General features: G+C 73.9%; 8 protein-coding genes. 1 reads left to right on the top strand and 7 read right to left on the bottom strand.

What is annotated here, in order from left to right; translation table 11 throughout:
• Nucleotides 1–256: 256 nt before the first annotated feature.
• The 5 genes from AC3EQ1_RS26890 to AC3EQ1_RS26870 all read right to left on the bottom strand — a co-directional run bounded on the left by AC3EQ1_RS26890 (nucleotide 257) and on the right by AC3EQ1_RS26870 (nucleotide 8419).
• A complete protein-coding gene (locus AC3EQ1_RS26890) occupies nucleotides 257–1270 on the bottom strand; it encodes a helix-turn-helix transcriptional regulator (RefSeq protein ID WP_432096922.1) in 1014 nt (337 codons plus the stop codon).
• A 466-nt stretch (nucleotides 1271–1736) separates the two neighbouring features.
• Nucleotides 1737–3452, bottom strand: coding sequence for a 2-oxoglutarate dehydrogenase, E2 component, dihydrolipoamide succinyltransferase (sucB, locus tag AC3EQ1_RS26885; protein ID WP_432096921.1), 1716 nt, complete (start codon nucleotides 3450–3452; stop codon nucleotides 1737–1739).
• A gap of 52 nt (nucleotides 3453–3504) precedes the next feature.
• Complete coding sequence (lpdA, locus tag AC3EQ1_RS26880) at nucleotides 3505–4893, bottom strand: dihydrolipoyl dehydrogenase (RefSeq protein WP_432096920.1); 1389 nt, start codon at nucleotides 4891–4893, stop codon at nucleotides 3505–3507.
• A gap of 698 nt (nucleotides 4894–5591) precedes the next feature.
• Nucleotides 5592–7121, bottom strand: a complete 1530-nt coding sequence (locus AC3EQ1_RS26875; protein WP_432096919.1) for a leucyl aminopeptidase — start codon at nucleotides 7119–7121, stop codon at nucleotides 5592–5594.
• A gap of 434 nt (nucleotides 7122–7555) precedes the next feature.
• The gene (locus AC3EQ1_RS26870) at nucleotides 7556–8419 is read right to left on the bottom strand and encodes an adenosylcobinamide-GDP ribazoletransferase (RefSeq protein ID WP_432096918.1); all 864 of its coding nucleotides are present in this window, start codon (nucleotides 8417–8419) and stop codon (nucleotides 7556–7558) included.
• Nucleotides 8420–8504: 85 nt separating this feature from the next.
• Here AC3EQ1_RS26870 and AC3EQ1_RS26865 point away from each other — a divergent pair, with 85 nt between their 5' ends.
• A complete protein-coding gene (locus AC3EQ1_RS26865; protein WP_432096917.1) occupies nucleotides 8505–9242 on the top strand; it encodes a hypothetical protein in 738 nt (245 codons plus the stop codon).
• A 744-nt stretch (nucleotides 9243–9986) separates the two neighbouring features.
• On the opposite strand, the gene AC3EQ1_RS26860 is transcribed toward AC3EQ1_RS26865, so the two are convergent.
• Nucleotides 9987–11855, bottom strand: a complete 1869-nt coding sequence (locus tag AC3EQ1_RS26860) for a phosphatidylglycerol lysyltransferase domain-containing protein (protein WP_432096916.1) — start codon at nucleotides 11853–11855, stop codon at nucleotides 9987–9989.
• Nucleotides 11856–11908: 53 nt separating this feature from the next.
• Complete coding sequence (gene cobT / locus AC3EQ1_RS26855) at nucleotides 11909–13003, bottom strand: nicotinate-nucleotide--dimethylbenzimidazole phosphoribosyltransferase (protein ID WP_432096915.1); 1095 nt, start codon at nucleotides 13001–13003, stop codon at nucleotides 11909–11911.
• Nucleotides 13004–13226: the final 223 nt, after the last annotated feature.

The following is a 13226-nucleotide window of genomic DNA, read 5'->3' as shown; positions in this document are numbered from 1 at the left end:
CACGGGACGCACTCCCGGGGCCCGGGTGCCCGTGAGCGGCCACCCGAGCGTGCGTGAGCGGCCACCAGGGCGTGCGTCGGGGAGCGGTGCCAGGTCCCGTGCACCCGCCAGGGCTCGTGCGCCCGCCAGGTCCCCTGCGCCCGGGAACGGCGCCAGGCCCGTGCCCCCGGGAACGTGCCTCTTCTGCCGCTCGGCAGGACGACGGCACCGGTCCTCCGCCCTCCCGCCGCGCGGCGGGACCGGTTCCCGCGCCGGCTCACCGTGCGTCGGCCGGGTCCTCCTCCGCTCCCGGCCCGCCGGACGCCCGGCCGTAGAGGGCCGCCGAGCGCTCCGCCGCCTCGGCGCAGCGCTGCCGCAGCTCCGGCGGCTCCCGCACCTCCGCCTCCGGGCCGAGGCCCAGGAGCTGCGCGTAGGCGACCTCCAGCGATTCCACGGCCAGGGTGACCGTCACCCGGCCCTGCGCGTCGGGCGGCCCGGCCGCCGCCAGTGCCTCCGCTGCCGCCGCCCGGTCCGTCACCTGCGGCAGCCACCGGGCGCCCGCCTCCGACAGTCGCAGGACGACGCGGTCGCGCAGGATGGAGCGGGCGAATGCCGCCGCCCGCTCCGCCCAGAAGGCCGGCAGGTCGAAGTCCGCGTCCCGGACGAACCGCTCCGGGACGGCGGTCACCGCGGCGAACCGGTCCACCCGGTAGACCCGGAACTGCCCTGTCACCCGGGCCGCCACGTACCAGACGCCCGCCTTGAGCACGAGGCCGTGCGGCTCCAGCTCCCGGGCCACCTCCGACCCGTCGCGCACATAGCGGGCCGCGAGCCGGCGGTCGTCCCACACCGCCTCGGCGACCTCGGGCAGCAGCTCCGGCGTCACCGGCTCCTGCCACCAGCCCGGAGCGTCGAGGTGGAAGCGCTGCGCGGTGTCCTCGGGCGCGTCCCGGAGCTCCGGCAGCAGCGCGGCGGCCACCTTGAGCCGGGCCGCCGCCCCGGCGTCCGCGAGCCCCATCCCGGCCAGTGCCGAGGGCACGCCGGAGAGGAAGAGCGCCGCCGCCTCCGCCCGGCCCAGCCCCGTCAGCCGGGTGCGGTAGCCGCCGACCAGCCGGTAGCCGCCGGTCCGTCCCCGGTCCGCGTACACCGGAACCCCGGCCTCGGAGAGCGCCAGGACGTCGCGTGACACCGTGCGCTCCGAGACCTCCAGCTCCCGTGCCAGTTCGCCGCCGGTCATGCTGCCGCGGCTCTGCAGCAGCAGAACCAGACGCATCAGCCGTGCCGCCCGCACCGGTTCTCCTTCCTCGGCCCGCCCCCGCCGCCGGCAGGGACGCCGTGGCCGACGGGAACGGTTCCGGGGCCCGCTGCTTTACGGCGTCCGGGGCCGCCGCTCCGGGACCGACCGGCGCTCCGGGTTCACCGAGCCGGGGCCCGGAGCCGGGGCCCGCCCCGGCCGCGCACACCGCCCGGCCGGGGTGCCGTAGCGCCCTGCCGGATCACCTGCCGCCCGGCCGGGTCGCACCGGAACGATACGCGCCGCCCGCGCGCCGGGCCGCGGACCGGCGAACGCCCCCGCCGCACCGGGCACGGGAGGGGGAGAACCACGGAACGGGAGGGGAGAACCGCGGAACGGGAGGGGAGAACCGCGGAACGGGAGGGGAGAACGTCGGACGGGACGGGAGAACCGCGGAACGGCCGCGCCCCCGCCCCGCGAGTGCGGGAGCGGGGGCGCGGCCGTCGTGCGTGCCTGCTGCGGCTCAGAGCCCGAGGTCGACCTCGAACTCGCCGGCCTCCAGGATCTCCTTGACGGCCGTGAGGTAACGGGCCGCGTCGGCACCGTCCACCAGGCGGTGGTCGTAGGAGAGCGCCAGGTAGGTCATGTCGCGGACACCGATGACGGTGCCCTCCGGGGTCTCCAGGACCGCCGGGCGCTTGACCGTGGCGCCGATGCCCAGGATGCCGACCTGGTTCGGGGGCACGATGACCGTGTCGAACAGCGCACCGCGCGAGCCGGTGTTGCTGATCGTGAAGGTCGCGCCGGACAGCTCGTCCGGGGTGATCTTGTTCGACCGGACCTTGCTGGCCAGCTCCGCGGTCTTCTTCGAGAGACCGGCGATGTTGAGGTCGCCCGCACCCTTGATGACCGGGGTCATCAGACCCTTCTCGGAGTCCACCGCGATACCGATGTTCTCGGTGTCGAAGTAGGTGATCGTGCCCTCGTCCTCGTTGATCCGGGCGTTGATGACCGGGTGGGCCTTCAGCGCCTGGGCCGCGGCCTTGACGAAGAACGGCATCGGCGAGAGCTTGACGCCCTCACGCTGCGCGAAGCCGTCCTTGGCCTGGCCACGCAGCTTCATGATCTTGGTGACGTCCACCTCGACCACGGTGGTCAGCTGCGCCTGGTCGTGCAGGGCCTTCTTCATGTTGTCGCCGATGACCTTGCGCATCCGGGTCATCTTGACCGTCTGGCCGCGCAGCGGCGACACCTCGACGGCGGCGGCCTTCTTCGGCGCGGCGGCGGACGCGGCCGGAGCCGCGGCCTTGGCGGCCTCGGCGGCGGCGATGACGTCCTGCTTGCGGATGCGGCCACCGACACCGGTGCCCTTCACGCCCGCCAGGTCGACGCCGTTCTCCGAGGCCAGCTTGCGCACCAGCGGAGTGACGTACGCGCCGTCGGCCTCACCGGCCGGGGCGGCCGGAGCGGCGGGCGCCGCCGGAGCCGGAGCCGGCGCGGGGGCCGGAGCAGGGGCCGGGGCGGGAGCCGGAGCGGCCGGGGCCTGCGGAGCCGGAGCCTCCTGCTTCGGGGCCTCCTGCTTCGGAGCCTCCTCGGCCGGCGCGGGCGCGGGCGCGGCCGGGGCGGCGGCCGGAGCGGCACCGGCCGCACCGATGACCGCCAGCTTGGCGCCGACCTCGGCCGACTCGTCCTCGCCGACCAGGATCTCGAGCAGGGTGCCCGCGGCCGGGGCCGGGATCTCGGTGTCGACCTTGTCGGTCGAGACCTCGAGCAGCGGCTCGTCGACCGCGACCTCTTCGCCGACCTGCTTCAGCCAGCGGGTCACGGTGCCCTCGGTGACCGACTCGCCCAGCGCCGGGAGCACCACGTCGGTGCCCTCGGCGGAGCCCGCGGCCGGAGCGGCGGCGGGGGCCTCGGCCTGCGCCGGGGCCGGCTCGGGCTCCGGCTCGGCCTGCGGGGCCGGCTCGGCGGCCGGGGCAGCGGCCTCGGCGGGGGCGCCGGAGCCGTCGTCGATGACGGCCAGCTCGGCGCCGACCTCCACCGTCTCGTCCTCGGCCACCTTGATGGAGGACAGGACACCCGACGCGGGGGCCGGGATCTCGGTGTCGACCTTGTCGGTCGAGACCTCGAGCAGCGGCTCGTCGGCCTCGACCCGCTCGCCCTCGGCCTTGAGCCAACGGGTGACGGTGCCCTCGGAGACGCTCTCGCCGAGCGCCGGAAGGGTTACGGAAACCGCCATGGTTACGGTTGCTCCTTAAAAATCTGTGCGGATGGGGTCGCGCCCGTGACGGTCAGTCGTGGGAGTGCAGAGGCTTGCCGGCCAGGGCCAGGTGGGCCTCGCCGAGCGCCTCGTTCTGGGTCGGGTGCGCGTGGATGAGCTGCGCGACCTCGGCCGGCAGCGCCTCCCAGTTGTAGATCAGCTGCGCCTCGCCGACCTGCTCGCCCATACGGTCACCGACCATGTGGACGCCGACCACGGCACCGTCCCGCACCTGGACGAGCTTGATCTCGCCCGCGGTCTTCAGGATCTTGCTCTTGCCGTTGCCGCCGAGGTTGTACTTGAGCGCGACGACCTTGTCGGAGCCGTACAGCTCCTTGGCCTTCGCCTCGGTGATGCCGACGGACGCGACCTCCGGGTGGCAGTACGTCACCCGCGGCACACCGTCGTAGTCGATCGGCACGGTCTTGAGACCGGCCAGGCGCTCCGCCACCAGGATGCCCTCGGCGAAGCCGACGTGGGCGAGCTGGAGGGTCGGAACGAGGTCGCCCACGGCCGAGATGGTCGGCACGTTGGTCTGCATGTACTCGTCGACGAGGACGTAGCCGCGGTCCATGCCGACCCCGGCCTCCTCGTAGCCCAGGCCCTGCGACACCGGGCCGCGGCCGACGGCGACGAGCAGCACCTCGGCCTCGTAGGTCTTGCCGTTCTCCAGCGAGACCTTCACGCCGTCGGCGGTGTGCTCGACGCCGGAGAAGCGGGAGCCGAGGGAGAAGTTGATGCCGCGCTTGCGGAAGGCGCGCTCCAGCAGCTTGGAGCTGTTCTCGTCCTCGACCGGGACGAGGTGCGGAAGCGCCTCGACGATCGTGACGTCGGCCCCGAAGGACTTCCAGGCGGAGGCGAACTCGACGCCGATGACACCGCCGCCGAGCACGATCGCGGACTTCGGCACGCGGTCGAGCACCAGGGCGTGGTCGGAGGAGATGACGCGCTCGCCGTCGATCTCCAGGCCGGGCAGCGACTTCGGTACGGAACCGGTCGCCAGCAGGATGTGACGGCCCTCGTAGCGCTCGCCGTTCACCTCCACGGTGGTGGGCGAGGTCAGCCGGCCCTCGCCGGTCACGTAGGTGACCTTGCGGGAGGCGACCAGGCCCTGCAGGCCCTTGTACAGGCCGGAGATCACGCCGTCCTTGTACTTGTGCACGCCCGCCATGTCGATGCCGTCGAGCGAGGTCTGCACGCCGAAGGACGCGCCGTCGCGCGCCTGGTCGGCGATCTCACCGGCGTGGAGCAGAGCCTTGGTGGGGATGCATCCGCGGTGCAGGCAGGTGCCGCCCAGCTTGTCCTTCTCGATCAGGGCGACGTCCAGGCCCAGCTGCGCCCCGCGCAGGGCAGCGGCGTAACCACCGCTACCGCCTCCGAGGATCACTAGGTCGAAAACGGTGCTGGCGTCGTTCGCCACGTCACGTCCTCCATGCATGGGTACGCCGGAGCCGGTCCTGCCGACCGGCGGCGGCTGTTGTTCGGCCGCTTTGCTTCGGCCCTTGCGTCGGGCTCGGGGTGTGAATGAGCCTGGGCCCTGTTCTGCCGAGACAACATCTTCGCACTTGTTCGCGGGCGGCGGGACGCGGGGCCAGGCTGTGAGATGCCTCTCCCGTCAGGGATAAGGGTTACTTGCGCGTAAGTGGTTGCGGATTTCGTTGAGGGCGAACTCGCCGATCCGCGGCGGGCGCCGGGGACGTCCCGGCGGAGCCCCCTCCTCCGGGACCGAGGACCGGGCACGGACCGGCCCGAGCCCCGTGCGGGAGGCGGCTCCAGGGGTGCGGTGGCCCGCCGGAGGGCGCGCCCGGCGTCCGGGGACGAACCTCTGTGGCTCCTGTGGTTCCTGTGGCGCTCGGGGCTTCCGAGTCCGTGGCCCACTTCCGGTACTCCTGCGTCAGCAGTGAGCTGCGATGCGGCCGCAGTCCGCCGGTGCGCCCGGTGCGTCCATTGCACTTGTTACTCCCGGGGCTGCCGGGGCTCCCGGGGCCGCTCGCAGGCTCGGGCGCGGGCTCGGGTGCGGTCCGCCCGGCCGTCGGCACAGGCGCGGGCGCCCGTTCTCCGCCCCCCGCGGCCCGCCGGGACGGGCCCGGACGAAGCCGCGGGGGCAGCGGTGATCCGTCAGGCGAGGCCGCCGCCGGCGGCCCGCTCGGCCAGCCGCACCAGGGTGCGCAGGCCGGAGCCGGTGCCGCCCTTGGGGGTGTAGCCGAACGGCGCGCTCTCGTGGAACGCCGGGCCCGCGATGTCCAGGTGGGCCCAGTCGATGCCCTCGCCGATGAACTCCTTCAGGAAGAGACCGGCGACCAGGCCGCCGCCCGCGCGCTCGCCGATGTTGGCCATGTCGGCGACCGGGGAGTCCATGCTCTTGCGGAGCTCCTTCGGCATCGGCATCGGCCAGCACTGCTCGCCGGCCTCCAGGGCGGTCTCGTGGACCGTGTCGCGGAAGGCGTCGGTGTTGGCCATGACCGCGAAGGTGCGGTTGCCCAGGGCGACCACCATGGCGCCGGTGAGGGTCGCCACGTCGACGATCGCGTCCGGCTTCTCCTCGCAGGCGCGGGTGAGCGCGTCGGCCAGCACCAGCCGGCCCTCGGCGTCGGTGTTGAGCACCTCGACGGTCTTGCCGGAGTACATCCGCAGCACGTCGCCGGGGCGGGTGGCGGAGCCGGACGGCATGTTCTCGGCGAGCGCCAGCCAGCCGGTCACGTTCACCTTCAGGCCCAGCCGGGATGCGGCGACCACCGCGCCGAGCACCGCCGCGGCGCCGCTCATGTCGCACTTCATCGTCTCGTTGTGGCCGGCCGGCTTCAGCGAGATGCCGCCCGAGTCGTAGGTGATGCCCTTGCCGACGAAGGCCAGGTGCTGCTTCGCCTTGGGGTGGGTGTAGCTGAGCTTCACCAGCCGCGGCGGGTTCTCCGAGCCCTTGCCGACGCCGATCAGGCCGCCGTAGCCGCCCTTGGTGAGCGCCTTCTCGTCGAGCACCTCGACCTTGAGGCCGTGCTCCTTGGCCGCGGACTGCGCGGCGGCGGCGAACGACGCCGGAGTCAGGTCGTTCGAAGGGGTGTTGACGAGGTCGCGGGCGCGGTTGACCTCGGCGGCCAGCGCGGTCGCCCGCTCGGCCGCGGCCTTGAACGCCTTGTCGCGCGGCTTGGTGCCGAGCAGGGCGACCTCGGCGAGCGGGGCGGACTTGTCGTCCGCCGCCTTCTTCTTGCCGCCGTCGGTCCGGTAGGCGGTGAAGGTGTACGCGCCCAGCAGCGCGCCCTCGGCCACCGCGGCGGCGTCCGCCGCGTCCGTCACGGGCAGCGCGAACGCGCCCTTCGCGGAGCCGGACAGCGCACGGGCCGCGGCTCCGGCGGCCCGGCGCAGCGTCTCGGCGTCGAAGTTCTCGCCCTTGCCGGGGTTCTCGCCCAGCCCGACCGCCAGCACGACCGGCGCCTTGAAGCCGGACGGTGCCGGGAGCTTGGTCACCTCGCCCTCGCCGCCCGAGGCGCCGAGTGTCTCGAGGACGGCGGCCAGCTTTCCGTCGAACGCCTTGTCCACGTCCTCGGCTCCGGACGCGACGATCGGGCCCTTCTCGCCCTTGGCCACGCCGATGACGATGGCGTCCGCGCGGAGCGACGCCGCTGAGGAGGTGCTGAGAGTCAGAGCAGTCACGGTGTTGGGGTTCCTCTTCCGTTGCGTTCCTCGGCCAGTCGGTGGGCCGGCCGCCGCTCGGGCCCGTCGCCGGGCCCAGCCCACCAGCCGTGCATCCACGCACGGCCCCGGGCGCTCCGTGCATCGTATTCCGAGTGTTCCGACCGGCTGTACGAAGCCTGGGCCCGCGGATGCCCGCCGGAATGGGGGCCGGGGGCGCCGTTGTGCGCGACCAAGGGCGGAACGAATCCCTCCGCCGCTTGATCCCGGGGTACGGGGCCAGGAGGCCTTGCCGCGGCGGAATGTGATGTTGCGTCAGAAATTAAGCCCGGCACCCGCGGCCCGGCACCCGCGGCCTGTCCCCGCAGCCCCGACTCGCAGCCCCGACTCGCAGCCCGGACTCGCAGCCCGGACCCGCGGCCCGGCCCCAGCGGGCCGGCCCCGTGACGGCCCGGTCAGCCGAGGGCCGTCACCAGCAGTGCGGCCGTCGCCGCGGTCTCCGCCAGGGCGCCGAACACATCACCCGTGACCCCGCCGAAGCGGCGCCGGCACCGGCGCAGCAGCACCTCGGCGGCGGCCACGGCGACGAGCGGCGCCGCCGCGTACCGGACCGCCGCGTCCGGCCCGAAGGCCGCGCCCGCGGCGGCGCAGAGAACGGCCGTGACGGCGGTCGCCGCGACCGCCGACCGCACCGGGACCACGCCCGCGACCGCCGCGCCCAGCCCCTCCGGCCGGGCGGCCGGAACCCCGGCCCGCGCCGCGAGGGTGAGGGCCAGCCGGGCCGCCACCGCCGCGACGACCGCCGCGGCGGCGCCGCGCGCCCAGCCCTCCGCGTACAGCTCGCTCACCGCCGCCACCTGGCCCAGCAGCACGAACAGGAGGGTCACGACGCCGAACGGGCCGATGTCCGAACGCTTCATGATGCGCAGGGCGTCCTCGGCCGGCTTGCCGCTGCCCAGGCCGTCCGCGGTGTCGGCGAGCCCGTCCAGATGCAGTCCGCGGGTCAGCGCCGCCGGCACCGCCACGGTCGCCACCGCGGCGAGCAGTGGCCCGCCGCCGAGCAGCAGCAACAGCACGCCGAGCGCCGCCGACGCGAGGCCCACCACCGCGCCCGTCAGCGGGGCGGCGAGCATGCCGCCCCGGGCCGCGGCCCGGTCCCAGCGGGAGACCCGTACCCGGAGCACGGTCAGCGTGCCGAAGGCGAAGCGCAGCCCGTCGCCCAGCGAGGCGCGGGCGGCCGGGCCCGCGGCGCCCTCGGGCTCGGTGGAGTCGGTGGGACCGGTGGGGCCGGAGGCCGGTTCCGGAGTCGTGTCGGTCATCGCGCGCAGGGTATCGGGCACGTCCCGGGGCTAGATTGCTCATACGTGATCAGGCCGGGCATTGCGGGAACCGGGAGCGGGTGTCATGGGTCACTGGTGGGAGCACAACATCGGGGAGCCGGGGAAGCTGCCCCTGCTGCTCGCTCTCACCGCGTTCATCCTGACGTTCCTCATCACCCGCTCCATCACCCGGATGATCCGGGCCGGGAAGGGGCCGTTCCGCAACGTCAGCTCGGGCGGCGTCCACGTCCATCACGTCGTCCCCGGCATCATCCTCACCGTCATCGGCGGCTTCGGTGTGATCGCCGGCGACCGGCACGGCTTCGGCACCGCCCTCGCCGCGGTTCTCTTCGGCATCGGCGTGGGACTGGTCCTCGACGAGTTCGCGCTCGTCCTGCACCTCTCCGACGTCTACTGGACCGATCAGGGGCGGCAGAGCGTCGAGGCGGTCGTCCTCACCGCGGCCGTCGTCGGGCTGATGCTCGTCGGCTTCCTCCCCTTCGGCGTGAACGACCTGTCGGCCGACGAGCAGCAGGACCGGGCCACCGTGGCGCTCACCGTGGCGGTGAACTTCCTGATCGTCCTCATCGCCCTGCTGAAGGGGAAGACCCAGCTCGCGGTGATCGGCGTCCTGGTGCCGTATCTGGCGCTCATCGGCGCCGTACGCCTCGCCCTGCCCGGCTCGTTCTGGGCGAAGCGCTGCTACCGCAACCGGCCGCGGGCCCGGGCGAGATCACGGCTGCGGGCGTATCGGCACGACAAGCGCTGGAACCATCTGCGACGGCGGCTGTCGGACCTGGTGGCCGGCGCCCCCAGCCGGTGAACCGGTGGCCGGTGAGCCGGCCGGCCGCCGGGGCGCCCGGCCGTCCGGCCCAGCGCCGGCGCGCGGACCTGACCCGCGCCGCCCGCCACAGCGACCGCACCGCCCACAGCGCCAGCACACCGCCCAGCGCGGCCAGATGCTCCTTGCCCGCCAGATTCGGCTTGACGATCACTTCGACGACCATGGCCAGCACCACGGCCCCGCCGGTGAACCAGGCGCGGTGGGTCCACGACAGATGCACCGCGAGCGCGACGACCGCGGCCGACGGGCCGGTGTCGTGGACGAACGCGTCCTCGGCGGGCAGGCCGAGGAACCCGCCGGGGCCGGCCGAGGTGCCGTACCGGGCGTACAGGCTCCCGGTGAGCGTGGCCAGATAGGCGATCGCCAGCGTCCGCAGCCGGCCCAGGCAGATCTCGCAGAGGCCGAAGACGACCAGGATCTGGGCCAGCGCGCCCCACACCGGCAGGTCGAGGGCGGGGACGAAGAGCGAGAGAGGGGTACGGAGGAGGGCGAGCCACCAGGGCAGGGAGGCCTGGACGGCGCCGAGGTCCTGGACTGGCCCGTAGCCCCAGGGCTGGTTCTGCACCAGCTGGAGGAGCGCGGTCAGGGCGACCGCGCCGAGCGTCAGCGGCAGGGCACGCAGTAAGACGGGTCTCTTCCGGGGGGGCCCGCCCCGCACCGCGGCGTACAGCGCGCCCCACTCCGCGCGGGCCGCGCGGTGCAGCGCCGGGCGGACCGCGACGGTCATCGTCTCGACCCGAGGCGGTGACGGCGGGTCAGCCAGGACGGCAGCGCCGGTGCCTCCAGGAAGCCCTCCGCGCGGGCGCTGGCGATGCCGATCCGGGGCAGCTCGACGCTCTTCCCGAACAGCAGGTAGCGCGGCTCCCAGATCGGCCGGTACTTCGCGTTGGCCCGGTACAGCGACTCGATCTGCCACCAGCGCGAGAAGAAGCTCAGCAGCGACCGCCACAGCCGCAGCACCGGCCCGGCGCCCAGCCGGGCGCCGCGCTCGAAGACCGACCGGAACATCGCGAAGTTCAGCGACACCTGAGTGATGCCGACCTCCGAGGCCCGCTGCAGGAGTTCGATCACCATGAACTCCATCAGGCCGTTCTCCGCGTCCCGGTCGCGCCGCATCAGGTCCAGCGACAGGCCCTTCGGCCCCCAGGGGACGAAGCTCAGCAGCGCCCGCAGCTCACCGTCGCCGTCGTGGCACTCCAGCATCACGCACCGGCCGTCGTCCGGGTCGCCGAGCCGGCCGAGCGCCATGGAGAAGCCGCGCTCGGTCGCCCCGTCGCGCCAGTCGTCGGCCCGCCGCAGCAGGTCCGCCATCTCCGGCTCCGGAATGTCCTCGTGACGGCGGATCCGGACGGTGTAACCGGCCCGGCGCACCCGGTTGTACGCCTGGCGCACGGTCCGCATGGCGCGCCCCTCCAGGGTGAACTCGCCCACCTCCACCAGGGCCTCGTCGCCCAGCTCCAGGGCGTCCAGACCGTGCCGGGCGTAGATGGTGCCGCCCTCCTCGCTCGCCCCCATCACCGCGGGGATCCAGGCGTGCTCCCGGCACTCGGCGAGCCAGCGGTCGATCACCCCCGGCCAGGCCTCCGGGTCGCCGATCGGATCACCGGAGGCCAGCGAGACGCCCCCGACCACCCGGTAGGTGATCGCGGCCTTGCCCGACGGGGACCAGATCACGCTCTTGTCCCGGCGCAGCGCGAAGTAGCCCAGCGAGTCCCGCTCGCCGTGCCGCTCCAGCAGGGCGCGCAGCCGCTCCTCGTCCTCCGGCCCGATCGGATCGGTGGCGCGCCGGGAGCGGAACGCCGCCCACAGCACGGCGAGCAGCAGCAGGGTGCTCATCACGTTGATGAACACATCGACCCACGGCGGCGTGCTGATCCCGTCGAAGACCGACTCGTCGGCCTCCAGGGAGATCAGCCGCAGCACCGCGTACTGGAAGCGGGCCAGGAACGTCGAACGGTGGCCGCCGTCGGCGCCGTTGCTGAAGGTGACCAGCGCGGTGGCGATCAGGGACGCGACGAGGAACCCGCCGGCCGCGACCACCGCCGCGAGCCGGGGGTTGGACCGGTCACCCTTCGCCGCGAAGGAACGCCGCCCCACCAGCAGCGACAGCAGGAACAGCAGGGTGAGGCCCAGGGAGATCCAGTTCTGCACGTGCCGGTTGAAGTCCGGCAGCGTCATCACCAGGCACAGCAGCAGCGAGAACAGCCCCGCCAGCACCAGGTTGAGGATCCACGCCGCCCGCTTGCGGCGGCGCATCGTGACCGCCAGGAAGAGCGTGAAGACACCCGAGGCGAAGCCCGCGGTGAGCAGGTACGGCGTGAAGAACTCGTCGACGTTGTGCCGCCGGACGTCCTGCCCCAGGGAGACCCAGACCGCGCTCAGCAGATTGACGAAGGTGACCAGGCGCAGGTACCAGACGGCGAACGCCGCGCTGCGGGACCGCCACCGGTCGAGCCACGTCCGGGACTCCGGGTCCCGGGCGCGAGCCTTCTCGTCCTCCGGCTCGCCGGCCTGGCGCGGCGGGCGAGCCGGGGCTGATACGCGGTCAGCCGCATCGGAGCGACGATCGTGACTCAAGCGGACGTCTCCCATGAAAATTGATCATATGGCTCGGGTGGCGCGGTGGGAGAGACCGGACGATCGCGCTAGTCGCGTTCGGACACCTCCGACGGTTCGGCCGTCTCGGGCTCCGGGGACGGCCGCTCGGGGAGCTCCGCCCACAGGGCGGCAGCCGCCTGCACGACCGGCAGTGCGAGCAACGCCCCCGTTCCCTCACCCACTGTGACGCCGTGATCGAGCACGGGGTTGAGTGCCATCCGGTCGAACGCCTTGACCTGCGCCGGTTCGCCGGTCGCCTGGCCCGCCAGCCACCAGTCCGGCGCCCGGAACGCCACCCGCTGCGCGACCAGCGCACAGGCGGCCGAGACGACGCCGTCCAGCACCACGGGCGTGCGGCGCACGGCGCACTGCAGCAGAAAACCGGTGATCGCCGTGAGGTCGGCGCCACCGGTCGTGGCGAGCAGTTCGAGCTGGTCGCCCAGGACGGGGCGGGCCCGGCGCAGGGCGTCCCGGATCGCGGCGCACTTGTGCATCCAGGCGGTGTCGTCGATCCCGGCGCCGCCCCGGCCGGTCACCACGGACGCGTCCGTGCCGCACAGCGCGGCGATCAGGGTCCCGGCAGCGGTGGTGCCGCCCACGCTCAGATCCCCCAGCACCACCAGGTCGGTGCCGGAGTCGGCCTCCTCGTCGGCGACCGCCATCCCGGCCCGGAACGCCCGCTCCGCCTCCTCGGCGGTCAGCGCGTCCTCGATGTCGATCCGGCCCGAACCGCGGCGCACCCGGTGCCGTACGACGTCCTCGGGCAGCTCGGCCGGGTCGCAGTCGACGGCCATGTCGACCACCCGCACCGGAACGTCGAAACGGCGGGCGAGAACGGAGACCGGACTCGCGCCCTCCAGGACGGACCGGACCAGACGCTGCGTGGTCCCCGCCGGCCGGCCGGAGACACCGAGCTCCGCCACTCCGTGATCACCCGCGAACAGCACCACCCGGGGGCGTTCGACCGGCCGCACGGGAACCGCGCCCTGCGCGGCCGCGAGCCACTCACCGAGCTCGTCGAGGCGCCCCAGCGCACCGGCGGGCGCCACGAGACGCTCCCGGCGCTCCTCGGCGTCGCGCCGGACACCGGAGTCGGGGCGCTCGATCAGATTGCCGAAGTCGTCGAGATCAAGACCACTCATCCGCCGAACCCTACCGGGGAAGGCCGAACTCCCACCGGATCGGGTCATCGAACCGCAGCGCCCCTCGGACGCCCAGCCCCTCGGACCGCCGGGCCGGAGCCGACCGTTGGCCCACCCGGAACACTCAACGTGCACGAGACCGCGACCGGACGGCCGACGAGCGAAGGGAAAGGGGCCACCGGCGGGAGGGGACGGGGCCGCAGGGGTGGGGGGTTCCGGAAGC

The sequence above is a fragment of the Streptomyces sp. bgisy100 genome (genome assembly GCF_057709105.1).
The sequence above is the reverse complement of the archived record's forward strand: the minus strand, read 5'-3'. Positions and strand labels throughout refer to the sequence as shown.

What these genes read in the sequence shown, in the direction of transcription:
- sucB (WP_432096921.1), bottom strand. Translation starts at nt 3,452, where the DNA reads ATGGCGGTTTCCGTAACCCTTCCGGCGCTCGGCGAGAGCGTCTCCGAG.
- AC3EQ1_RS26870 (WP_432096918.1), bottom strand. Translation starts at nt 8,419, where the DNA reads ATGACCGACACGACTCCGGAACCGGCCTCCGGCCCCACCGGTCCCACC.
- AC3EQ1_RS26865 (WP_432096917.1), top strand. Translation starts at nt 8,505, where the DNA reads ATGGGTCACTGGTGGGAGCACAACATCGGGGAGCCGGGGAAGCTGCCC.
- AC3EQ1_RS26860 (WP_432096916.1), bottom strand. Translation starts at nt 11,855, where the DNA reads ATGGGAGACGTCCGCTTGAGTCACGATCGTCGCTCCGATGCGGCTGAC.
- cobT (WP_432096915.1), bottom strand. Translation starts at nt 13,003, where the DNA reads ATGAGTGGTCTTGATCTCGACGACTTCGGCAATCTGATCGAGCGCCCC.